Genomic DNA, 22,138 nt, shown 5'->3' on the forward strand with positions numbered 1-22,138 from the left:
CTTCATTACTTCGGCTGGTCGAGTTCGGCCGCGGTGGCGACGGGGACGACCGGGTCGCCGTCTTTCAACTCGTCCAGTGCGTGGAACGGCCCGACGATCACCCGCTCGTCGGCCTCGACCCCCGATCGCACCTCGACCCGGCGCTCGTCGCTCAAACCAACGTCAATCGGCCTCGCCCGCGCAACATCGCCGTCGACCACGAACATCACCTTGAGGTAGCGAACCTCGGAATCGCGGGCCTTCTCGCCTGGCGCCCGGACGGCGCGCTCGGCCCATTCTCGGATCAACGGGGTGTCGGGGAGATCCTTGCGACGGCGATGCACCACGGCCTGGGCGGGCGCCGAAAGCGCCTCGTCGGCGCGGCGGACTTCGACTTCCACTGTCACGCTCATCCCCGGCCGAAGCGTTGAAACGGGGGGCTGGCCGTCGCCGTTGGACGTCGGCGCGAGGTCGACCAACGTCTCGAAGCTGACCACGTCGTCCTTCTTGATCTTGCCCTGCGGCGCCACGCGGTCGATCCGGCCCGCAACTGGGTGCAACTGGTCGGCCTGTGGGAAGATCCGGGCGGGTTGACTCGATCGGACGAGGAGGACGTCGGTCTCGTCGATGTCGGCCCGGACCCGCATCCGGTTCATGTCGCAGACCTTCATCAAGACCGAGCCGGGCAGGTTGGTCGTGCCGGCGATCACGATCTCGCCGACGTCGACGTTCAGGCCCGAGACGACGCCGTCGATCGGCGCCCGGATCGTCGTCCGCTTCACGTCTTCCTCGCTCGACCGCCGCATGGCCTCTGACTCGTTCAACTCGTTGCGGCACATCTCCAATGCGGCCTCAGCCTTGGCCAGCGATGTGTACGAATCGGCAAGTTCGGTCGGAGTGGAGAAGCCTCGGTCGGCCAGCTTGGTCGATAGTCCAGCGTCGCGTCGGGCCTTCTTGAGATCCGAATCGGCCTGGTCGATCGCCGACTTCAAGCGCGAGATCCGCGCCCGCGTCGAATCGAGGCGAGCCTGAGCGTCGGTCGGGTCGATCTGGACGAGGACGTCGCCTTTCTTGACCGCGTCGCCCTCCTTAAAGCCGACGGCGGTCACCCGGCCGATGATCTGGCTGGCGATCTCGGCCTCCTCGACCGACTCGATCTTGCCGGGCGCGGTGATCGTCTGGACGATCGCCCCATGCGACAGGGGCTCAGCCAGGATCTTCCGCGCGGGCTCCTGGATCAATCGCCAGTCGAGGTCGATCCGCCCCGGCTCGCGCGACAGGTTCACGCCCACGACCGCCGCAACGAGGGCGACGACTCCGAAGCTCACCAGAACGCCGCGCATCATGGTCGCGTCCCGCCTTCCGTCAACTCGCGATGAGCGAGAGTCGCATCGCCGATCCGAGAACAAGTCCGACGGCCGTCCTCAGACTCATCTCGAAAAAACCCAGCCCCGAACACAGGACGACCGCCGCCGCGAGGTTCGCGTCGCCGCGCCGCCAGCCCGATGTGGCAAGGCTCACCCAACCCAGCAGCGCGAAGACGTCGCATTCCCGGAGCATCAGCCAGGTCGCCGCGGGATACGTTCCCGGCGGCAGAAGCAGGCCCAGCGAGGTGTCCAGATCGTCCTCGCCGCGTCTCAGCACTACCAGAAGCCCCACTCGGACCGCCAGGCCGAGAACCCAGAAGCCCTGAATCCAGGCGCTGTCCGACAGCGCCCGCTCGAACTGGAGGGGCCGGCCAGTCATCGCGGCGATCGCCGTGAATCCGATCGCCACGCATACCGCCCTCAAGACCAGCGCGAACGGTTCGATCACGAAGTCGCCGAACACGAACACGACCGTCCAGAACGGCAGCGAATCCCGCTGCGTCCGGATCGCCTTGCGTACGAGGTCGTCGCCCGTCTCGCCCTTGCCGTCGGCCTCGATCCTCTGGACCCCGCGCTCGACGGCGACGGCGAGCAGGACGGGACGGAAGCCCGCAATCCATCGAGCCCCGTTCAACGCCAGGATCAAAACCATCCAGACGCAGAGGATCGCGCCGAATCGCAGCTCGGCCGTGCTCCGTCCGCCGGTCGATTCACGGGGTGGGGCGAGATCCATGAAGTTCCACGTTGAAGAGGAAGCGGGCCGAACCAAGCGCCGTCGCGCAGGTCGCCTCGCGGTCGTCGAGTCTGGTACTCTCGAAACGGAGGTTGGGTTTCAATGCGGCAAGCAAGCCCGGAAGAAATCTGAACGTGAATCGCGCCGGCTTCGAAGGCGAAACGGAGTGCGCCCCCCTCGGCCCATGAGCCTGAGGAAGGAAGCACTCCGATTCGTTCGACGTCCCGACGTGCGGCGCGTCGACTTATTTCTCGGTCACGGCCTTTTCGACCGCGGCGCGGAATTCGGGCGATTCGGGAGTGATCTTGGGGTGGAATCTGGCGATGACCTCGCCCTTGCGATTCACCAGAAACTTGGCGAAATTCCAGTCGATCTCGCCGCCGTGGCCCGGATTGGTCGACTCGCTGGTCAGGTACTCGTAGAGCGGATGGATGCCCTTGCCCTTGACGACGATCTTCGAGAACAGCGGGAACGACACATTGTACTTCGTGCTGCAGAATTCCTTGATCTCGGCGTCGCTGCCCGGCTCTTGCGTGCCGAACTCGTTGGCGGGGAAAGCGAGGATCTCAAGCCCTTGAGCCTTGTACTTCTTATAGGTCTCTTCGAGGCCCTTGTACTGCGGGGTCAGGCCGCACTGGCTGGCGGTGTTGACGATCAGGACGACCTTGCCTTGATACTTCGACAGGGCCACGTCCTTGCCGTCGATGTCCTTGACGTGGAAATCGAGCACGGACGAAGGCTTCTTGTCGGCGGAGCCCGCGGACGCGGTCGTCGCATGGCTGGCCAAAACGACGCCGGCAGCCAGGGCGAGAGAGCTAACGGTCAGTATGCGGCCGAGCACGGTGGGAGTCCTCTGGGGCTAGTCGGGGGGTGGGGGCGGACCAACACGAAGTCGGGGATCGGAAAAGCCAGGGTACTTCGGCTTTACAGCTTGTGACCGCGGCTGTGCAATCATCTCAAATTATCTTGGGACGGCTTGACAGGAATTTCAAGTGAAGTCGATCAAGAGTTTAATTCTTTCGGTGGTCGCGGACCGGGTCGGCCCATGCGATCATCCGGGAATACACGGGAACCTCGGCCGCGAATCGTGACGGTTCCGGCCGGTCGACGTCGACAGCTCAATGCCAGACGAGGCGAGAGGCGAGTTTTGATGAACGAGATGTTCACACCAGGCGCTCAGCGAGCCATGGATCGAGCCGAGGTCCGGGCGCGACAGCGGGACGCGGCGGCTGTCGAGCCCAGAGACCTCCTGGTCGCCCTGGTCGACGAGCCGGAGTGCCGGGCCGCCGAGCTTGTGGTCGAGTTCGGATCAACCCCCGACGACGTCCGCCAGGCGCTCGGGGCGCCCCCCGTCGAAGCCTCGCTTCCCGCCGCTCCGGGCGAAAACGAGCGCGGCTACGACCTCGTCGCCGCCGACCGGCCCCCGGTGCCTCATTCGCGGACCCTCCGGGCGGTCGTCGGCGAGGCGATGGTTCAGGCCCGGGCCGCCGAGCGCTCGGGCATGGTCGGAACCGAGCATCTGCTGGCCGGCCTGACCACCGAGGCGGCGGCCGCCCTCGAACCCGTGCGATCGGCCGGACTCGACCTCGAACGGCTGCGGGAATACCTGTCGCGCCCGGCCCTCGTGGCGGCCGACCCGGTGCTGCCGCTTGAAGACGTCGCGCCGCTCGACCTCTCCGACTCGGCCCGCTCGGTCGATATCGGACGCATCCTCGACGCCTCGGCCAACCGCGCCCGCGAAGGGTTGCGGGTCGTCGAAGACTTCGCGCGGTTCGCGCTCGACGATCCCGGTCTCACGCGCCGTCTCAAGGAGACGCGGCACCGACTGGCCGAGACCCTGCGTGGGTTCGATCCCGACCTGCTCATCGGCTCGCGCGACACGCCGGACGACGTCGGCGCCCACATCATGACCCACTCCGAGCAGATCCGCGAGAACCCCCGCGCGGTGCTCGTCGCCAATTTCAAGCGGACGGCCGAGGCGCTGCGGTCGCTCGAAGAGTACGGCAAGCTCGTTAACGTCTGGCTCGCCGGACGGTTCGAGGTCCTTCGCTATGACGTCTACACGCTCGAAAAGCTCGTCCTGACGGCGGTTCAGTCTTATCGCGCCCTGGGCGACGCCCGGCTGATGGTCCTGGTCGGCGGCCTGCCGACGCTCGGCGACCTGACGTGGATCGTGGGCGAGGCCCTGGCCGGCGGCGCCGACGTGATCCAACTTCGCGAGAAGAACTTGCCCGACCGCGAGCTGCTGACCCGCGCCCGCGAGGTCCGCATCCTCACCGCCCAGGCCAAGGCGCGGTTCATCGTCAACGATCGGCCCGACCTGGCCCGCCTGGCCGGCGCCGACGGCGTGCATCTCGGGCAGGATGACGTGACGGTCCGCGACGCCCGGCGGATCACCGGCCCCCATCTGCTCATCGGCGTCTCGACCCACGAGCGCGCCCAGGTCGACGCCGCCGTCCTCGCCGGCGCGGGGTATCTGGGAGTCGGGCCGATCTTCCCCAGCGCGACCAAGGAGTTCTCCGAGCCTGAACTGGCCGGCCTGGCATTCGCGCGAACTGTCGCCGAGATGACCCGGCTGCCTTGGTTCGCGATCGGCGGAATCACCGAGGAGAATGTCGAGCGCGTCGTCGAGGCAGGGGCGTCGCGGATCGCCGTCAGCGCTGCGGTCGTCCGGGCTTCGCGTCCCCGCGCCGCGACCACGCGGCTCAGGGCGCTGCTGGACGGTCGGGAGTTCGTCGACGACGATACGGCGTCCGGCGAGTGAACCTCTCCCCGGCGTGCGAGGTCAGGTCGCAACGTCGGCCGGGTTGAGCGCGTCGAGCTGGGGGACGAATCGCGACGGGTCGGGCGGCACCGACGGACGGCTCGATCGTCCCAGCAGCCACTTCGCCAGAACGCCCGATTTGAGGCCGGGACGGATCAGGCGGGCAGGGCGGTCGAGGTCGTCGAGAATTCCCTGCGCCGCCAGATAGCCGCTGCGCACGGCGCCTTCCATGGTCGCCGGCCAGCCGGTGTCGGTCCAGTCGCCGGCCAGGAACAGGCCGTCGATCGGCGTCCGTTGCGGGGGGCGAAAGGCGTCGACCCCCGGCCGAACCGCGAACGTCGCGCCGTGCTCGGTCACAACCCACCATCGAACCAGACTCGCGTCGCGTGCCGCCGGCCACATCTCGACCAGGTCGGCCAGCACGGCGTCGCGGATCTCCGTCTTGTCCATCGCCAGCAGGTCGTACGCGGCGCTGATGACGATTTGCAGATATTGCCCGCCGTCCGGGTCTTCCGAGGTCGACGTCGTCGCGGTCCGCCCCTGGATCGCCGTGTGATTGAAGACCCACTGAATGAAGCGCCCGGGAGTGACGACGTGGTCGAACGGGCAGACCGGGCGGTCGAACCAGAGATGAACCCCGGTGATCGGCGACGATTCAAGCCGGTTCAAGCCGGCGAGCGCGGGCATCCCGGCCAGGGTCGTCTCGCCGAGCATGCCGGCGACGCGGTCGTACGAGACGGCCAGCACGACGAAATCCGCTGGTATGCGCTCGCCGTTGCGAAGCGTCACGCCTTGAAGCGCCGCGTCGTCGCCGCAGTCGATGCTCCGCACGCCGGTCGTCAGCCGAACCTCGACTTCGCGCTCGCGCAGCCAGGTCTCCAGCCGGGCACCGTAAAGCTCGCCCAGAGGCGCAATCGGCAACTCCATCTGAAAGCCCGAACGGTTGAGCAGGAAGCCGTCGACGAACACCCGCCGGGCGTGGCCGACGTCCATCTGTTCGAGCCGCTCGTTGAGCGCCGAAACGAGGACGGTCGCCCAGAACAAGTTGATCGTCCGCACGCTTTGCTTGTGCCGCCAGAGCCAGTCGGCGAACGATTCGCCGGGCCGAACGTCGTGGTTCCGCGCCAGACAGGCCAGCCCGTAGCCCACCCGCAGCTTGTCATTCCAGGTCAGGTAATTGGCGGAAAGGAAGCTCTCAGCCAGGTGGAACGGAGCCGGTCCGATCCCGGCTCGGAGTCTTGAAATCCGGTTCTCGGGACTGAGGAACGTGATCACCGACTCACGCCGGAACAGGTCGGCGATCCCGACGCGGCGGGAGAAGTCGGCGAGGTTCGTGCAGCAAGCCATGCTGACGTGTTGGCAGTTGTCGACCATCTCGCCGGTCTTGGGGTCGTTGAACGAGCTGGCGCGACCGCCTAGCCGTGGCCGACTCTCCAGCAGCGTGATCCGCAGTCCCCGGTTCACGAGGGCCGAAGCCGCGGCCAAACCACCGAGACCGCCGCCGACGACGACGACGTGAGGAGGGGGGGGCTTGTGATCCAACGAAACGTGACCTCCGGTCGAAGCGCCGGCTCAGGAGACGAGATCGGACTTGGCGGGCGCGTTGCGACCGACGTAACGCGCGGGCAGCGATCGCAGCGCGATGGCCAGCTTCCGCCAGCCGGGCACCGACGCCCGCGCGCTCAACACGTCGTAATCGCGGCGGACGATCTCGTCGAGCAGCGCCTGGTAGATTCCGACGATCGTCAAGAGGACCGGCCGGCCCACCGGATCGACCAGCGGGACAAGGCCCGCGGCCTCCTCGTAGTAGGCGTAAGCTCTGCCGGCGTACTCCGTCAGCAGCCGGCGCAACGGTTCGCTCGGCCGGTCGGCGAGCAAGTCGCGCGGATCGACGTCGAACCGCCGAAGGTCGTCTTCGGGGAGATAGATCCGCCCCCGGCTCGCGTCCTCTTTTACGTCGCGGAGGATGTTCGTCAACTGGAGAGCCAACCCGCAGCGCTCGGCCAGGCGCTCCGCCCTGCCGTCGTCGGAATCGAATCCCCAGATATGAATGCAGCAAAGCCCGACGGCCGAGGCGACGTGGTGGCAGTAGTCGGCCAGCTCGTCGAAGTTCGCGAACCGCCGGGGCACGACGTCCATCTCGACGCCGTCGATCACCTCGTGGAGCAAACTCGGCGGAATCGACGTCCGCTGTACGGTGTCGACCAGGGCCGCGAGCCCCGGCCAGGCGGGCGGGCGACCTTCGAGCGCATCGTCGAGGTCGCGCCGCCAGGCGACGAGGGCCGTTTCTTTCTCGGCGGCCGGCTCGTCGCCGTCGGCCAGGTCGTCGGCGTGGCGCATGAAGGCGTAGAGCGCGCACATCGCGCGCTGCGGCTCGGGGGGCAAGAGCCGGAAGGCGTGGTAGAAATTGCGGGCCTCGCGCCGGGCGATCTCGCCGCAGAAGCGATAACTGGCGTCAAGCGTCTCGTCCATCGTCACCGGGGACTCTCCCAGCGCGGCGACGCCGCCGGTTCGAGGGTCGAAGCCGATGAACGTCGCGTCGATCGTTTTCCTCGCAGCTTCGCCCAGGTCAGCCCGAGCGCCGCGCGCCCCAACAGCCGGACCTTCGCGGCCTTGCTCAGCGACGGCCGAGCCGAGAGCACGTCGTAACCGCACTCCTCGATCCGCCGGAGGATCGCCAGACCGCCCCGGGAGAATAGGTCGATGTCGACGGCCAGCTCGGACGGAATCCTCGGGATTAGCGCGCGGCCGATCTCAAACAGACCGCGAGTCCGCTCGATTTCGAACTTCAAAAGGTCGGCGAACGCGGGGGTGAACCGCAAAGCGCGAAGATCGTCGTCGCCGTAGCCGAACCGTTCGCGGTCTTCGCGCGGCAGGTAGACGCGGCCGATGGCCAGGTCGCGCGCCACGTCCTGCCAGAAGTTCGCGAGCTGAAGCGCGGTGCAGGTGGCGTCGGAAAGGCGGGCGTTGTCGTCGTCGAAAGCGCCCGCGATGTACAGAACGAGGCGGCCGACCGGGTCGGCGGATCGCGTGCAATAGTCGCGAAGCTGGTCGTAGGACTGGTAATCCGTGACCGTCTGATCTTGAATGAATGCGTCGATCAAAGCGTGAAACGGCTCGGGAGGAATGCCGTACTGCTCGACGGTTTCCCTCAAAGCGATCATCACCGGATGCTTGGCGCGACCGTCGTACATCGCCCGCAGTTCGTCGCGCCACCAGTCGAGGAGTTCGAGCGAACGGGCGGGGTCGCCGATCTCATCGCCCAGGTCGTCGGACCATCGGCAAAAGGCGTAGACGCTCTGGAACGCCGGCCGATGTTCGCGAGGGGTCAGCCAGGTCACGACGCTGAAGTTCTCGTAGTGCGTCGCCGTGAGCCGGGCGCAGTAGTCGAGCGCCTCCTGGCGCGAGACGGGCTCGCACACCGGGGGGCCGTACCGCCTGAGATCCGCCTCGAATGACATTCTCAAAGACTCCGCATCCGTGGACCGACGTGATCGGCCTCGATTCTACAAGTGGTCGCACCCCGCCGCCAGTCGGGCCGGGCACTGCATTGACCCCCCGGGCCGTCGGCCCGAAAATCAACGCGGCTTCCGGGTCGACTTTTTCGACCCGCGGCGCGGCGGCCCCGTCGCGTCGTCCAATGCTCCACGCCAGGAACCAACCATGAAATCGATGATCCGAACGCTTTCCACCACGCTCGCGCTGTCCGCCCTTATCGCGGCCTCGGCCGCCGCGGCCGACGACGCCGACTTCAAGCCGCTGTTCAACGGCAAGGACCTCACCGGCTGGATCACGCCCGCCGACAAGGCCCTGTTCACGGTCGAGGACGGCGAGATCGTCGGCCGCACCAAGGGGGATCTCAAGAAGAACGAATTCCTGGTCGTCGACAAGCCGTACAAGGATTTCGTGCTCAAGGCGAAGGTCAAGCTCCGCAACGGCAACTCGGGCATCCAGGTCCGCAGCAAGCGGGCCGACGACGGCGTGGTCTCGGGCCCGCAGGCCGACGTCGCCGACGGCTACTGGGGGCTGCTCTACGAGGAGCGCGGCCGGGGCATCCTCGAACAATACGACAAAGATAAGGCCGCCAAGCTCATCAAGAACGGCGACTGGAACGACTTCGTAGTATCGTGCAAGGGCAAGCATTTGACGATCGACATCAACGGCACCCGCGTAATCGACCGCGAAGACAAGGAATTCGCCGACGACGGCGTTATCGCCCTTCAGGTCCACGTGGGACCGCCCATGGAGGTTCGGTACAAGGACGTCTCGATCAAGGAAATCGACTGACGAACGAGCCGATTCAGCGCGGGGCGGGGGACGATCTTCGGGTCGTCAGCCCGCCCCTTTTTGCGCGCCCCGTGAGCGAATTGAACGTTGCAAGGGCCTGGCGGAACAGGTGTTGGGAGGTCGCCTCGGAACAAGCAAAACAAAGAGCGGAGAACGCCTTGAAAAGAAGTGAGAAGGGTTGTCGCGCGAACTTGCGAGGATTCCTCAAGGGGCCCGCGCGAATCGCCGATAACTGATCTGGTACTCCTTCTCCACTCCTAGTACAAGGGGCTCACCGCGGTGAACGCGATCCCCTCCGATTTTCGTATGCTCCGAGCAGGACGCTCGGGGATGTCGAGTATCAGGGAGGACGCGGGCGTCACGGGACTGTCGGCCAGCCGCTTCGGCGCATTGGCCTCGTCCTCCGACTGTCGGGAAGGCGAGACTTTGCACATCGGAGACGGTTCGACCGGCGGGACGCGGCACGCCAAGAGGGCGCGTCGCGGGGCCGATTTCGCGAGGCCCGCCGCCCAAGGAAGGTCCGGGAGAAAACCCCGGCACATCGCACTCCACCTCGAATTTCAACCTCTTCACTTGGCCGCGACGCTCACTCAACCGGGCGTCGAACCTTCGCGCCGGTCGCTTTCAGCCCAGGCTGAGGGCCGACCCGACGGGACGGTGCGGCATTCCACCTCGCGAGGGCAGGCCCAGCCGCTTCCGTGTTCCTCGGCTTCGGTCGAGGTGCGTGGCATCAAGCTGGTTCCGAGTTCAGGCTGCGCTATCGCAGATCCGGCTCGCGGCCGAACCCGAGGGAAAGGAGTCCTTGCGGCATGAAACTCGCTCCATTGCTGCTCGTGCTCGTCAGCGTCACGCAGGCCGCCGCCGGAACCTCGCAGCCGGTCCTGCTCGATTTCCACGCCGACTGGTGCGGCCCATGCCGCCAGATGCGCCCGGCCGTCCAAAAACTGGCCGACAAGGGCTACCCGATCAAGTCGATCGACGTCGACCGATCACCCGAAATGGCCGAAAAATACAGCATCGGCCCCATTCCCACTTTCGTCGTCGTCGACGCCGACGGCCGTGAGATCGACCGCGTCTCCGGCGCTCAGCCGGCTTCTCAACTGGCTCAGTTCTACATCAAGGCCAAAGACAAGGCCAAAGCCTCCGCTCGGTCGCGAGGCGACGAAGAAGACGAAGCAGCCGCACCGACCGAAGACGACGCAGACGCCAAGGCCCCGGCCGACGACGAACCTCAGGCCAAACCCGAGAACGAGCGGCCGGCCCCCAAGCCTCACGTCAATCCCAAGCCCTGGGAGACCGTCGTCCGGATCAAGGTCCACGCCAACGGCTCGATCGGTTACGGCTCGGGCACGATCATTTACAGCTCGCCCGAGGAATCGCTGATCCTCACCTGCGCGCACATCTTCAAACTCGACGGATCGCGGCAGGCGCCCCCGAACAAGTTCCCCCGGAAGATCACGATCGACCTGTTCGACGGCCGTCCCCAGGGCCGCGAGAAGCAGGTGCATTCAACAAACGAGACGTTCGCCGGCGAGGCAGTCGACTACGACTTCAAACTCGACGTGGGCCTGATCCGCATCCGTCCGGGCCGCCGGCTGAAGGCGTCGCGGGTCGTCCCTCCCCACTGGGAGCCCCTCCAGCGGATGGGCATGACGTCGGTCGGCTGTTCCGAGGGGGCCGACGCCACGACCTGGAGGACGCAGATCGTCGATCCCAAGATGCGCGGGCTTTCAGGTAATACGGCCTACGAAGCGATCGAGTGCATGAAGGCTCCGAAACAGGGGCGTTCCGGCGGCGGCCTTTATACCGACAACGGCTACATCGCCGGAGTCTGCAACTTCGCCGAGCCGCGCGGCGACCGCGGCCTCTACGCCACGCCGAACTCGATCTACAGCATCCTCGACCGCAACAAGCTCGCCGGGCTGTACGCGTCGCCCTCCATCGGTTCGGGATCAACCCTGATGGCCGACCGTGGCGGGAAAGGCCCGATGTCGATCGCCCGCGGCCAGTCGCCCGATCACGAGGAACCCGTCCGAGCCGCCACCAAGGAAGGGGACGTGACGATCCCCGATCCCGAGATCGTCCTTGGCATCAAGGCCCCGCTCCAGAGCGGGCGCAACAGCCGGGTTCAGGCCGCCAGCTCGACCGGCGACCGGCGGCTGGCCTGGCATCCGCGAGGCGGCGCTCCGACGCCGAAGCTGGCGTCGATCGAAACGATCGAGCCGACCGACATCGGCATGGACTCCGCCACCGACAACGACCACTTCCCGCCCCCCGACTGGGACCGCGACGACGACGACCGGGATTCGAAGGCCAGCCTCAACACCGAGGACGTCGCCCCGCAGACCGAGGTCCGCAAGCCCGTCGCCGGCAAACCCTCCGGCTGGCGGCCGTCGAGGTCGTCCAGCGTCGGCGCCCGCTGAGACTGCGAAGCGGGACTGTCGTCTCGAACCCAAGAAAACCACGCTTGCACGCGATCGGCGCCGGCCCCCGGCGCCGATCGCGTCGTTTCGAATCCCGCGACGTCACTTGTTTTTGCGGGTCGAGCCTGCTCAATTCGATGACGCGACGATCGACGCCAGGACAATACCCGAACAGCCGCGCGACGACCATGTTCGGCTGAGAGCATCGAAGGTTCCCGCGCCATGAAATCCGCCCCCGTGCTCGCCGCGCTCGCGGCGATGATCGCCTTCGCCGGCGCGAGCCCTGCCGACGACCCGAAGTCGGACGACTCGGCCCTCCTGTTCACCTCGTTTCGAGGCAACGGCGAGGACGGCCTCCACCTCGCCACGAGCAAGGACGGATACTCCTGGACGCCGATCAACGACGACAAACCGTTCCTGAAATCGAAAATCGGCGACGGCCTGATGCGCGACCCTCACTTGATCCAGGGGCCCGATGCGACGTTTCAGCTCGTCTGGACGACTGGCTGGAGCAAGCACGGCCTCGGCTACGCGCACTCGAAAGACCTGATCCACTGGTCCGAGCCGCGATTGCTCGACGTCATGAAGACCGAGCCCAAAGCCCGCAACGTCTGGGCGCCCGAGGTGTTTTACGATGAGGCGGGCGCGCGGTTCGTGCTGTTCTGGTCCTCGACGATCCCGGGGCGGTTTCCCGACACCGACGCGGCCGGCGACGATGACTACAACCATCGGATCTACGCGACGACGACCCGCGACTTCGAGACGTTCACGCCGACTCGCCTGCTGTATGAACCGGGTTTCAACACGATCGATGCGACGATGGCCCGAGACGGCGATCGGTACGTGCTGTTCATCAAGGACGAGACGCGCAATCCGCCCGCCAAGAACCTCCGCGTTGCGTTCGGCGCCTCGCCGCTGGGTCCGTTCGGCCCTCCTTCGCCGCCGATCACCGGCGCGTACTGGGCGGAAGGGCCGACGGCGATCCAGTTCGGCGGCGTCTGGCACGTCTACTTCGACCGCTACACCGAACACCGCTACGGGCTGGTGACCTCGACCGATCTCACGCAATGGAAGGACGAGTCGGATCGCGTCCATTTCCCTCCCGGCTTCCGGCACGGCAGCGTCGTGCGTGTGCCGTCGTCGATCCTCACGAAATTGGAGTCGGTCGCCGGCCGATGACGCCCCTGGCTCGGCCGAGCCGATTCGCCAACCGCCCTCAAAATCAGGGACCGTTCATGAGACGCTTATTCTTGTGGGTACTCCTCGTCGGCCTCGCGTCGACGGTCGCGCAGGTCTTCGCGATCGATCCTAAGCTCGATGCGCCGCCGGCCTCGATCGAGTCGATAACGGCCCGAGAGATCGGCGGCCACCTGCGATTCCTGGCCTCCGACCTGATGAAGGGTCGCGACACGGCTTCGCCCGAGATCCGGCTGGCCGGGGAATATCTGGCGGCGCACCTCTACGCAGCGGGCGCGCAGCCCCTGGGCGATCAAAGCCCCAAGGGGCGCACCTATTTCCAGCGGTTCCCACTCGAAGTCGTCACGCCGCTCTCCCAAGGGTCCGAGCTGACGCTGACCCTCGATCTCGGCGGCGCGAAGCGCGTCGTATCCTGCAAGCTGGGGGAAGATTACGTGCTGCGTCCGCACGGCGTGATCGGCGGCGAAATCGAGGCGGACGTCGTCTTCGTGGGTTACGGGCGAGACGACCCCGAGAAGAAGATCGACGACTATGCCGGCCTCATCGTCGAGGACCGGTTCGTCCTGGTTTTCGAGGGAAACCCCGGCGACGCACCGGCGAAGCCCGGCGAAACGGCCCCGTTCACGAATCCGTTCGCCAAGCGCGAGGCGGCCCGGAAGCACGGTGCTCTCGGCGTGCTGGTCATCCAACCACCGGGAAGGAATTCGACTCCGCCGCGGATTCCGTTTTCAGCTCGCAATCTGGGGTTCGACGAGCCGAACCTTTCACTCGCCCCGTCCCCTTCGGTCGTGCCGGTCGTCACCTTGGCCGACCCGATCCGCGACCTGCTCGAAAGCTCGCTGAAGCTCCAGACCGAGGGCGACAGCCGGCCTAAGGCCCCGCACAACGCCCTCCGGGTCCGATTCCGTCACGCCGTGAAGCGCGAGGCTCGCGAGGACCGCAACGTTCTCGGTTTCATGCCGGGCGTCGATCCCAAGAAGAAGAACGAGGTCGTCGTCTTCAGCGCCCACTACGATCATGAGGGCGTCAACGCCAAGGGCGAGATCTTCAACGGGTCGGACGATAACGCGTCGGGCACGAGCGCCGTGCTGGAGATCGCCGAGGCGTTCGGACTGTCGCCCCGCCCGGCGCGGAGCGTGGCGTTCCTCTGGGTCTCGGGCGAGGAGAAGGGACTGCTCGGCAGCGAGTGGTACGCCGACCATCGGATTCTCCCCGACGGGGCCGTGATCGTCGCCGACATCAATCTCGACATGGTCAGTCGCAACGACTCCAAGAAGATCGGAGTCACTCCGTCGCCGAAGCACGCCGATTACAACTCGCTGATCCCCGCCGCTCGCGAAGCCTGCAAGATCGAGGGGCTGGAGGCCGTCTTCGACACCGATCCGTTCTACGGCCGGACCGACAGCTTCAATTTCGCGAAGAAGGGGATTCCCATCGTCTTCTTCTTCTCGGGCATTCACGAAGACTACCACCGACCGACCGACGACTTCGAGAAGGCCGACCTCGAAAAAGCCGCCCACGTCGCCCGCGCCGCGTTCCGCCTCGGCTGGAAGACGGCCCAGGACGAAGCAGCCCCGAAGAAGATCCCCGCGCCGGTCGATGAGAAGCCGGACGGCGACAAGACCGTCGACCTGAAAACAAGTCATTGAGCCGAAGCCGCCGGCGGGACGTGATCGCGGAACTCCGGCGGAGTACAATAATCCTTATGCGGTTCGTCGCTTCGCTCGCGATCGGCCGAATCGACCACCGCCGGTTTCGTCCAGGGGACTTCGCATATGTCTACCGTGTACCGGCTCATCGACGCGCAGGGACGAGAAATGGCCAAGGGAGACACGATCTCCTACTTCCGAGGGCTGGCCGCCGACCTGCCTCCCGGCCGCTATTCCGTCGAGGAAGTCGAGACCGACGGACTGGGTTACGCCCACAATTCGAGGCGATGGGGATCGCTCATGCGGTTTGACGACGGCTCGGTCGTCGTCGATCCCGAGATCGATAAATGACGAGCGCTGTTTGCAGTTGAGTCTCAGACATCCATGAAAGCAGGCCGTCGTGATCATACCTTCTCCCCTTGCGGGAGAAGGATCTCCGGCTCCGGTCTGCCCGTAGCTCGATTGCATATAACCCGCCCCTCCGCCAGTCTTCCGCCCACGCGCCCGCCCCGACCGAGCCCGCCGATTTTCCTCCACGCGACAGGGAGAACGCCTTGATGAAACACCAGTACTCGATTCCGCTCGCGGCAGCGCTAGTCTTCTGCGTCGCCGTGTTCGGTCAGTCGACGCGCGGGGCCGACGACGTCCGCGACCTCTTCGCCGACACTTGGACGGCGGTGGACGGGCTCGGCCGACGGCTGCCGGACGCCGTCGAGGTCGGGCCGCCTCGCCCCAACAAGACGGTCGCCATGTTTTACTTCCTCTGGCTGGGCCGATCAGGCGAACTCGGGCCGTTCGACATCACCAAGATCCTGGCTCAAGATCCGACCGCGATGACCAACCCGAATAGCCCACTGTGGGGGCCGATTCACTATCCTCACCACTGGGGCGAATCGATCTTCGGCTATTACCGGAACGACGACGACGGCGTGCTTCGCAAGCACGCGCAGATGCTCGCCGACGCGGGGGTCGACGCGGTCGTCTTCGACGTCACCAACCAGGTGACCTACCCACAGAGCTGGAAGGCCCTCTGCCGGGTGTTCGACGAGGCTCGCCGCAACGGCGAAAGGGTCCCCAAGATCGCCTTCCTGTGCCCGTTCTGGGACCCGAAGAAGGTCGTCCGCGAACTCTGGGAACAGCTCTACGAGCCGGGGCTCTACCCCGAGCTGTGGTTCCAATGGGAAGGCAAGCCGGTGATCCTCGCCGACCCCGCGCTCTTGACCAACGACGTCATCGAACAGACCCGGCGGACGACCCCGTTGGCCCTCGAAGCGGGGCGAACCCTCGGCCAGACGTTCGCCGTCGACCACCCATTCGACGCGGTGTCGATCGCAACCCCGACGTGGGAGACGAAGGATTCAGGCGCGATCTTGACGCTGTATCGGAAGGACGCGCAGGGAGAGCGGCTTGCCGGCCGCGCGTCCGAGCATGTCGAGGACAACGCCTGGTTGACGCTCACTCTCGACAAGCCCGCGCCGGCCGGGACGTACACGCTGGAGATGTCGGAACCTCGCGGCCGGATCGGGTGGTGGAAGAGCGAGCGCGACAGCCTGCCCACGGGAGAGGCCCAGGTCGACCGCTCGAGCGTTGCAGGCGACTTCACCCTCCGCGTCCAGCGCCACGACGAGACCATGGCGAAGATCCTCCAAACCTTCACCTTCCGAAAACCGCAGCCCGACTACTTCCAGGGGCCGAACGGACCTCGTCAATGGAGCTGGCTGGAGGTCCATCCCCAGCACGCGTTTTACGCCGAACCAGGCGTGCCCGAGCAGGTCTCCGTCGGCGTCGGCCAGAACGCCGTCGACGGCAAACTCGGTGTGCTCAGCAACCCCCGATCCCACGGGCGCAGCTTCGAGAACGGCCGCGAGCCGGGGCCGGAAGGGCGGAACGACACCGGGAAGAACTTCAACGAGCAGTGGCGGCGGGCGCTCGCGATCGACCCGGCGCTCGTGTTCGTCACCGGTTGGAACGAGTGGATCGCCGGCCGCTTCGATGCGAAGTTCCCGCTCGCTGGCTCGGGTCCGGTCACGTTCTGCGACCAGTTCAATCAGGAATTCAGCCGCGACATCGAGCCGATGAAAGGGGGGCACGGCGACGCCTATTACTACCAGCTCGTCGCCAACGTCCGCCGTTACAAGGGCGCGCGGCCGGTCCCGGTCGTGCAGTCGGCGCCGATCCAGATCGACGGCCGGTTCGACGACTGGAAACCCGTCGCGCCCGAGTTTCGCGACACGATCGGCGACCCGGTCCAGCGCGATTTCGCCGGCTGGGGGACGATCCTGCATTACACCAACACGACCGGACGCAACGACATCGTCACGGCCAAGGCGAGCCTTGACGCCGAGCACGTCTCGTTCCAGGTCCAGACGCGGACCGACCTGAAAACGTCGCCCGACGACGCCGGTTTGCTTCTGTTCCTGGACGTTGACGGCGATCCCAAAACTGGATGGCTGGGTTACGACTTCGTCGTCGGCCGGAAACCCGCTACCGCCGGGCGGGCCGTGCTCGAGCGCAACGTGCGTGGGGCTTACGAATGGGGGTCAGCGGCCGAGGTCGCCGCCGCCACCGTGGGGAACCGACGAGAGCTGGCGATTCCGCTCTCGGCGTTAGGCCTGAAGACCGCGCCTCGATCACTCGACTTCAAGTGGGCGGACGGCATCGCCCAGACAGGGGATTGGTCGGACTTCACGCTCAACGGCGACGTCGCGCCCAACGACCGGTTCAACTACCGGGCCGTGTTCGACCCGACCTCGCGCTAACGAGCGGCCGACGGGCGGGAATTATTCGTCGTCGGCACCCTTGAGTTCGACCTCTTCGAGCCCCATCTCCTTGATGACCGCCGAGAGCGTCTCGCGGATCTCGAACATGCCGGCTGGGCGCTTCTCGGGATTGAGTTCGAGGCAAGCCAAGATCAGATTGTTGAGCTTCGAGAGGATGCGCGGGTTGATCTTGTTGACGGCCGGCAGCTTGCGGTCGGAACCGGGCTTGGGGATGTCGGACTGGGCGAACCGGCCCGTGAACATCCGGTACATCGTCGCGCCGAAGTTGTAGACGTCGGTCTTCTCGTTGACGACGCGTTCCGAGGCCTGCTCGGGCGCGATGTACTGAGGTGTCCCCTGGACGCGGTTCTTCTCCTGGCCGCGAACCCAGGCGGTGCCGAAGTCGATCAGCTTCACCTGGCCGTTCTTGGACAGCATGATGTTCGACGGCTTGAGGTCGCCGTGGTAGACGCCGCGCCGGTGCATGTGGGCGAGAGCCGAAGCGACTTGCGAGAATAGGAGGATGAGCTGGTTCAACTCCGGGGCCTCGATCTCGTCGAGCGCCTTGCCGTCGACGTACTCCATGAGCAACTCGACGCCGGTGACCCGGAACCATGACTTCTTGAGTCGGTAGTCGTAGATCTTGGCGATCGTCGGGTGATTCAGCTTCTGCGAAGCTTCGTACTCGTTCTTGGCCTGCTCGATATAGATTTCGTCTTCCGGCTCTTGCTTGCGAACGACCTTGAGCGCGTACCGTTTGCCCCCGGAGTTCTTGTCGCTGATCAGGAGAATCGTGCTTCCCGCGCCGCCGCCGAGGTTATTGACGACGCGATACTTCATTTGCGAGAGCTTGGGCGTGGTCGACGCGCTTGCCATTCTCTGCCTCATGGATGGGGATACGGAATCAGCCGGGAGACTTTCAACGTCACCATCGGTCGCGAGTCGCCTCGCGGCGGGGAAAGATCTGCGTCGATCCGATTGTCGGAACGATTCCGCGGACGTCGTCTGGAACGGGACGGTCCGGGCGATTTCCACAACGATTGCTTGAATTCGCGTACGTTCGCGCGGAACCGGCGTGACGCGACGAGCCGGGAGCGCCCGGCTCGTCCGTCGAAGGGCCGACCACGTGAATTACTTCACGCCGACAAGTTCGATCTCGAAGTGGAGGGTGGAATTCGGCGGAATTCCCTTTTTGTCTTCGTCCTTGTAGCCCAAAAGCGGGGGAATGGTCAGCTTGCGAATCTCGCCGACCTTCATACCGGGGACGGCTCGCTCCCAGCCCGGGATGAGCTTGTTGGTTCCGAAGGTGAACTCGGCGGGCGTCCCCCGCTTTTTCGTGGTGTCGAAGACCGTGCCGTCGTCGAGTGTACCCTCGTAATTGATAACGCCGACCCGGCCGGGCGTGAGTTCCTCGCCGGTCCCAGCCTTGACGGTCTCGTAATTCAAGCCGCCTTCGAGCGTGATGGACTGGCCCACCGGGGTCGGTTGCGCCTTCTGCACCTCGCCGCCCCTCTCGGCGTTGCGCGCCGAGGCGGTGACCGTTTCACCCTGCGCCTGGGCGACGTCGTCGCCCTCTGGGGGCTTGCGAGGAATGACGGCGCCCGGAGGCGCGACCTGAATGACCTGAATCTGATCAGAATCGCAACCCGCGAGCGAGAGCGAGAGCAAGCCCAATGCACCCAGCAACCAAAGCCTCATCGATCGATCTCCCAAGCGAACCGGACCTCGAATGAAGACGAGATGAATCAAGCCGCCAACCCGGCGCGCGCCCCGAAACGTGGGACGTTCCGTGTCGCGCCGCTGGAGTCTTCAGAGTGATTCGATTATGACACGCCCACGGGAGCTTCGACCAGTCCCGAGGCGGTCGTCGAATGCGCTTATCCGCTCAATCCGCCGACGGTTCCGTCCAGATCGGCGTCGAACACACGGACCAGACTGACGGCAATCCCCCCTCCGAAGCAGACGGCCACGTCGCCGTCGTCGCGACGCGGGCGCTGCTGGTAGTCGCCTCGATAGAGCGCCCGGCCGGGCTCGACCTCGTACCGTAGCGGCAACGGCGACGGGTCGAGCGGGCAGAACACGATATCGGGATCGGCCGCGCCCGGCGCGGGGTGGGGCAGGTTCACGTTCCAGAACGTCCCGGGCCTCCAAGGCCTCGCGAGCAAGTCGTGAAGCACCTCGTGCGTCCACCGCGCGGCGCGCTCCCAGTCGATCGACCGGCCGCGGGCGATGTAATGCGAGACGGCGATCCCCGGCAGGCCGTGAATGACTCCTTCGCGCACCGCGGCGACGGTCCCGGAATGAAAGACGTCGGTCCCCAGGTTTCCCCCTGCGTTGACGCCCGCGAGCACCCACGCGACGTCCGGCGCCAGGTGGTCGATCGCCAGCCGGACGCAGTCGGCCGGCGTGCCCGATACGGCCAGAACGCCATTTTCGTGCGTGCTCACTTCGAGCGTTTCGTGAGTCGTCACGCGATGGCCGCAGCCCGACTGGGCCGTGAGGGGGGCGATCACCCGAGAGTCGCCCAGGCCGTCGCACGCCCGCCGCAACGCCAGGAGCCCTGGCGCATCGTAACCGTCGTCGTTCGTCAGCAGCAGCATCGGCGATTCTCGAATCGACATCGATTCACCACGCCCCGTTCCTGAGTGACGGCCGAGCCCCGCGCTCGGCCGGGCCCACGATCCCGCCCCGGATTGTCGGCGCTTTGGGTCACGAAGTCAAACTCGGCATGGAGTCCCGTCTTGTGCCCGGCAAGACGCTGAAGCTATGCTTCGATGGTCCGAAATTCTCGTAATCGCCAGGTTTTTTCGGACGGCGACTGATTTTCGACGACCTCCGACCCTTGCTAGAGTGATGCAGATGGCCGATTTCTTCCAACTCAAAGACCAGATTGCGCTTGTGACGGGCGGGGGCCAGGGCATCGGGGCGGCGATCGCGCGGAGGCTGCACGCGGCCGGAGCGCGGGTGGCCGTGTTCGACTGCGACGACAAGCACGCCGACGAGATCGCCGAAGAACTGGGCGGCCTGGCGATCGGCGGCGACGTCTGCTCCGAGTCCGACGTCCGCGACGCGATCGCGAAGGTCGAGGCCCGGCTCGGCCCCGTCTCGATCCTGGTGAACAACGCCGGAATCACGGGCCGGACCGATCTGAGCTGGAACCTGGAAGTCGACGAAGTCCGTACGGTCTTCGAGGTCAACGTGATCGGTCCGTTCCTGTTCTCGAAGGCCGTCGTGCCGGGAATGATGGATCGCGGCTACGGGCGGATCGTGAACGTGGCCTCGATTGCGGGCAAGGAGGGCAACCCCACTCTGTTGCCGTACTCCGCCTCGAAAGCCGCGGTCATCGCGATGACGAAATCGCTGGCCAAGGAACTCGCAGGCAAGGGGGACGTCACGGTCAACGCGATCTCCCCCGCCGTGATTCGCACGCCGATCCTTGACGGCATGTCCCCGTCGACCGTCGAGTACATGCTCTCGAAGATCCCCATGGGTCGGGCGGGAACTCCCGAGGAGGTCGCCGCCTTGGTCCACTTCCTCGCCAGTCGCGAATCCAGTTTCACCACCGGCCAGTGCTACGACATCAGTGGCGGCCGGGCGACGTATTGAATCGATTGACAAGACGTCCTATCAGAAGGTCTCACGGACGTGAGAGAAACGGGCCGTATCCGTTTGAGTTGAGGGTTCAGAAGGACGCATGGACCACACGCAACACTCCAGCCCCACCCCGGGCCGACGCACCGAGATCCATGACGGCGACGTCCTGACGCCTCACCCCGAGGTCGTCGCGGGACCGTCCTCGGCACCGTCGATCCGCAGGCCGGCGCAGCTTCCCAGCCGGTTCGATGTGCCGGTGTCGGCCCTCGCCCCGCTGTTCCGGACCCGCCTGGAACGGATCTATCGATGCCGGGTCGCGTTCGACCTCGACCTCAACACTCGGGCGACGACCCGGGTTCTCGGCGGCTACTACAAGACCCGCCGGCTGGTTCGGGTGTACGTAAACGACACCGAACTGGGCCGCCGGCCGTTGGAGGAGCTGTTCGACACGTTCCTCCACGAAGTGGCTCATCACCTGGAATACACCGAGCCGACCTCGTTCTCGGCCCGCGCTTGCGGCCGGGTGCCCGGCCGGATGCACAGCCGCCTGTTCTGGAAGATCCTCGGCGAGATCAAGTACCGCTGGGTGATCTTGCAACGTCAAGCCGCCGCGGCCCGCCAGCCTTGAAGAAGACTGTCGGGCCGGGTCGGCGTTGCGGTTGATTGCGCTCCGCGATCGCTCGCGGACTCGGCTCACTTGGCGGCGATGCCCAGCTCTTTGACCTTCGCGGCGACGTCCTCGGCCGCTTGCTCGGTCTTGACCTGCTTGTCGATGGCCTTGATGACGCCTTCCTTGTCGATGTAGAACGTCCACCGCTCGGGCACGGCGCGGCCTTCATGAACGACGCCGTACGCCTTGGCGACGCTCTTGTCGGGATCGCTGAGGATCGGGTAATCGCAGCTCAGCGATTCGGCGAACTTCTTGTTCAGCTCGGACGTATCGACGCTCGCCGTGAAGTAGGCGATCTTCAGCCCACGAAGCGATTCGCCCGCGGCCGCGAACGACTTGCATTCCTTGGTGCAGCCCCCGGTGAACGCCTTGGGGAACCAGGCGAGGACGACGCCCGACTTCCCCTTGAAATCGGAGAGTTCGTACGTCTTGCCGTCCGACCCCTCAAGCTTGAACGCCGGGGCCGGGTCGCCGACTTTCGGCTCGGCGGCGCTTGCGAGCGTCATCCCCGAAGCCAGCACGATTCCGATCCCGAACCACGAAACTTTCCGGCCGATGCGACGATTCATGATGTGCTCCAGACCGCGAAACAGTTCATTGGTGTGGTAAATCCTTCGGACCTCTAGCACGTTAGCAGTGAGAAGCCCTGGTTTCAACGATGACGCCGGCGGCTCGTCGCGACAGCCTCCGTTCCGGCCCCACGTCGCGGGCTCCTG

General features: G+C 65.8%; 19 protein-coding genes. 9 read left to right on the forward strand and 10 right to left on the reverse strand.

The window, feature by feature from the left end; genetic code table 11:
• Nucleotides 1–5: 5 nt before the first annotated feature.
• The 3 genes from BSF38_RS25930 to BSF38_RS25940 form a co-directional block, all read right to left on the reverse strand.
• Nucleotides 6–1,325 carry an efflux RND transporter periplasmic adaptor subunit gene (locus BSF38_RS25930; RefSeq protein WP_076349952.1) on the reverse strand — a complete coding sequence of 440 codons (1,320 nt, stop codon included), beginning with the start codon at nt 1,323–1,325 and terminating at the stop codon, nt 6–8.
• Between the two features lie 19 nt (nt 1,326–1,344).
• Nucleotides 1,345–2,079: a hypothetical protein gene (locus BSF38_RS25935; RefSeq protein ID WP_076349953.1), complete on the reverse strand. Its 735-nt coding sequence runs from the start codon at nt 2,077–2,079 to the stop codon at nt 1,345–1,347.
• 244 nt (nt 2,080–2,323) lie between these two features.
• The gene (locus tag BSF38_RS25940; RefSeq protein ID WP_076349954.1) at nt 2,324–2,920 is read right to left on the reverse strand and encodes a glutathione peroxidase; all 597 of its coding nucleotides are present in this window, start codon (nt 2,918–2,920) and stop codon (nt 2,324–2,326) included.
• Nucleotides 2,921–3,229: 309 nt separating this feature from the next.
• Here BSF38_RS25940 and BSF38_RS25945 point away from each other — a divergent pair, with 309 nt between their 5' ends.
• Nucleotides 3,230–4,843 carry a thiamine phosphate synthase gene (locus BSF38_RS25945; RefSeq protein WP_076349955.1) on the forward strand — a complete coding sequence of 538 codons (1,614 nt, stop codon included), beginning with the start codon at nt 3,230–3,232 and terminating at the stop codon, nt 4,841–4,843.
• A gap of 21 nt (nt 4,844–4,864) precedes the next feature.
• Here BSF38_RS25945 and hpnE read toward each other — a convergent pair whose 3' ends face one another.
• From hpnE to hpnC, 3 genes are read right to left on the reverse strand one after another with little or no spacing between them, the layout of a single operon-like run.
• On the reverse strand, nt 4,865–6,385 hold the full coding sequence (gene hpnE / locus BSF38_RS25950; RefSeq protein ID WP_083713498.1) for a hydroxysqualene dehydroxylase HpnE: 1,521 nt from the start codon (nt 6,383–6,385) through the stop codon (nt 4,865–4,867).
• Nucleotides 6,386–6,415: 30 nt separating this feature from the next.
• Complete coding sequence (locus BSF38_RS25955; protein WP_076351476.1) at nt 6,416–7,315, reverse strand: phytoene/squalene synthase family protein; 900 nt, start codon at nt 7,313–7,315, stop codon at nt 6,416–6,418.
• 2 nt (nt 7,316–7,317) lie between these two features.
• On the reverse strand, nt 7,318–8,304 hold the full coding sequence (gene hpnC / locus BSF38_RS25960) for a squalene synthase HpnC (protein ID WP_076349956.1): 987 nt from the start codon (nt 8,302–8,304) through the stop codon (nt 7,318–7,320).
• A gap of 202 nt (nt 8,305–8,506) precedes the next feature.
• On the opposite strand from hpnC, the gene BSF38_RS25965 reads away from it, so the two are divergent.
• The 6 genes from BSF38_RS25965 to BSF38_RS25990 all read left to right on the forward strand — a co-directional run bounded on the left by BSF38_RS25965 (nt 8,507) and on the right by BSF38_RS25990 (nt 17,158).
• A complete protein-coding gene (locus tag BSF38_RS25965; RefSeq protein ID WP_083713500.1) occupies nt 8,507–9,130 on the forward strand; it encodes a 3-keto-disaccharide hydrolase in 624 nt (207 codons plus the stop codon).
• A gap of 809 nt (nt 9,131–9,939) precedes the next feature.
• Nucleotides 9,940–11,553, forward strand: a complete 1,614-nt coding sequence (locus BSF38_RS25970) for a thioredoxin domain-containing protein (protein ID WP_076349957.1) — start codon at nt 9,940–9,942, stop codon at nt 11,551–11,553.
• A 222-nt stretch (nt 11,554–11,775) separates the two neighbouring features.
• Entirely contained in the window at nt 11,776–12,732 is a 957-nt protein-coding gene (locus tag BSF38_RS25975) for a glycoside hydrolase family 43 protein (protein WP_076349958.1), read from the forward strand.
• Between the two features lie 56 nt (nt 12,733–12,788).
• Entirely contained in the window at nt 12,789–14,399 is a 1,611-nt protein-coding gene (locus BSF38_RS25980; protein WP_168189462.1) for a M20/M25/M40 family metallo-hydrolase, read from the forward strand.
• 126 nt (nt 14,400–14,525) lie between these two features.
• Nucleotides 14,526–14,750 (forward strand): hypothetical protein, encoded by a 225-nt coding sequence (locus tag BSF38_RS25985; RefSeq protein ID WP_076349960.1) that lies wholly within the window; start codon nt 14,526–14,528, stop codon nt 14,748–14,750.
• Nucleotides 14,751–14,956: 206 nt separating this feature from the next.
• Nucleotides 14,957–17,158: a glycoside hydrolase family 71/99 protein gene (locus BSF38_RS25990; protein WP_076349961.1), complete on the forward strand. Its 2,202-nt coding sequence runs from the start codon at nt 14,957–14,959 to the stop codon at nt 17,156–17,158.
• A 21-nt stretch (nt 17,159–17,179) separates the two neighbouring features.
• Here BSF38_RS25990 and BSF38_RS25995 read toward each other — a convergent pair whose 3' ends face one another.
• From BSF38_RS25995 to surE, 3 genes are all read right to left on the reverse strand, one after another.
• On the reverse strand, nt 17,180–18,034 hold the full coding sequence (locus tag BSF38_RS25995) for a serine/threonine protein kinase (RefSeq protein ID WP_076349962.1): 855 nt from the start codon (nt 18,032–18,034) through the stop codon (nt 17,180–17,182).
• A 255-nt stretch (nt 18,035–18,289) separates the two neighbouring features.
• Nucleotides 18,290–18,856: an FKBP-type peptidyl-prolyl cis-trans isomerase gene (locus tag BSF38_RS26000; protein WP_076349963.1), complete on the reverse strand. Its 567-nt coding sequence runs from the start codon at nt 18,854–18,856 to the stop codon at nt 18,290–18,292.
• A gap of 179 nt (nt 18,857–19,035) precedes the next feature.
• Complete coding sequence (surE, locus tag BSF38_RS26005) at nt 19,036–19,779, reverse strand: 5'/3'-nucleotidase SurE (RefSeq protein WP_083713506.1); 744 nt, start codon at nt 19,777–19,779, stop codon at nt 19,036–19,038.
• A 238-nt stretch (nt 19,780–20,017) separates the two neighbouring features.
• On the opposite strand from surE, the gene BSF38_RS26010 reads away from it, so the two are divergent.
• Nucleotides 20,018–20,764 carry an SDR family NAD(P)-dependent oxidoreductase gene (locus BSF38_RS26010; RefSeq protein ID WP_076351482.1) on the forward strand — a complete coding sequence of 249 codons (747 nt, stop codon included), beginning with the start codon at nt 20,018–20,020 and terminating at the stop codon, nt 20,762–20,764.
• 88 nt (nt 20,765–20,852) lie between these two features.
• The gene (locus tag BSF38_RS26015) at nt 20,853–21,380 is read left to right on the forward strand and encodes a hypothetical protein (protein WP_076349964.1); all 528 of its coding nucleotides are present in this window, start codon (nt 20,853–20,855) and stop codon (nt 21,378–21,380) included.
• 65 nt (nt 21,381–21,445) lie between these two features.
• On the opposite strand, the gene BSF38_RS26020 is transcribed toward BSF38_RS26015, so the two are convergent.
• On the reverse strand, nt 21,446–21,991 hold the full coding sequence (locus BSF38_RS26020) for a peroxiredoxin family protein (RefSeq protein ID WP_076349965.1): 546 nt from the start codon (nt 21,989–21,991) through the stop codon (nt 21,446–21,448).
• Nucleotides 21,992–22,138: the final 147 nt, after the last annotated feature.

Origin of the sequence: Paludisphaera borealis, assembly GCF_001956985.1 — a bacterium.
In the GTDB taxonomy this organism is placed as follows: domain Bacteria; phylum Planctomycetota; class Planctomycetia; order Isosphaerales; family Isosphaeraceae; genus Paludisphaera; species Paludisphaera borealis.

Excerpts from the sequence above, each read along its gene's own strand:
- BSF38_RS25975 (WP_076349958.1), top strand. The coding sequence starts at position 11,776 with ATGAAATCCGCCCCCGTGCTCGCCGCGCTCGCGGCGATGATCGCCTTC.
- BSF38_RS25970 (WP_076349957.1), top strand. The coding sequence starts at position 9,940 with ATGAAACTCGCTCCATTGCTGCTCGTGCTCGTCAGCGTCACGCAGGCC.
- BSF38_RS25985 (WP_076349960.1), top strand. The coding sequence starts at position 14,526 with ATGTCTACCGTGTACCGGCTCATCGACGCGCAGGGACGAGAAATGGCC.
- hpnC (WP_076349956.1), bottom strand. The coding sequence starts at position 8,304 with ATGTCATTCGAGGCGGATCTCAGGCGGTACGGCCCCCCGGTGTGCGAG.
- surE (WP_083713506.1), bottom strand. The coding sequence starts at position 19,779 with ATGTCGATTCGAGAATCGCCGATGCTGCTGCTGACGAACGACGACGGT.
- BSF38_RS26015 (WP_076349964.1), top strand. The coding sequence starts at position 20,853 with ATGGACCACACGCAACACTCCAGCCCCACCCCGGGCCGACGCACCGAG.
- BSF38_RS25945 (WP_076349955.1), top strand. The coding sequence starts at position 3,230 with ATGAACGAGATGTTCACACCAGGCGCTCAGCGAGCCATGGATCGAGCC.
- BSF38_RS25955 (WP_076351476.1), bottom strand. The coding sequence starts at position 7,315 with ATGGACGAGACGCTTGACGCCAGTTATCGCTTCTGCGGCGAGATCGCC.
- BSF38_RS26010 (WP_076351482.1), top strand. The coding sequence starts at position 20,018 with ATGGCCGATTTCTTCCAACTCAAAGACCAGATTGCGCTTGTGACGGGC.
- BSF38_RS25935 (WP_076349953.1), bottom strand. The coding sequence starts at position 2,079 with ATGGATCTCGCCCCACCCCGTGAATCGACCGGCGGACGGAGCACGGCC.
- BSF38_RS26020 (WP_076349965.1), bottom strand. The coding sequence starts at position 21,991 with ATGAATCGTCGCATCGGCCGGAAAGTTTCGTGGTTCGGGATCGGAATC.
- BSF38_RS25995 (WP_076349962.1), bottom strand. The coding sequence starts at position 18,034 with ATGGCAAGCGCGTCGACCACGCCCAAGCTCTCGCAAATGAAGTATCGC.
- BSF38_RS25965 (WP_083713500.1), top strand. The coding sequence starts at position 8,507 with ATGAAATCGATGATCCGAACGCTTTCCACCACGCTCGCGCTGTCCGCC.
- BSF38_RS26000 (WP_076349963.1), bottom strand. The coding sequence starts at position 18,856 with ATGAGGCTTTGGTTGCTGGGTGCATTGGGCTTGCTCTCGCTCTCGCTC.
- BSF38_RS25930 (WP_076349952.1), bottom strand. The coding sequence starts at position 1,325 with ATGATGCGCGGCGTTCTGGTGAGCTTCGGAGTCGTCGCCCTCGTTGCG.
- BSF38_RS25980 (WP_168189462.1), top strand. The coding sequence starts at position 12,789 with ATGAGACGCTTATTCTTGTGGGTACTCCTCGTCGGCCTCGCGTCGACG.
- BSF38_RS25990 (WP_076349961.1), top strand. The coding sequence starts at position 14,957 with ATGAAACACCAGTACTCGATTCCGCTCGCGGCAGCGCTAGTCTTCTGC.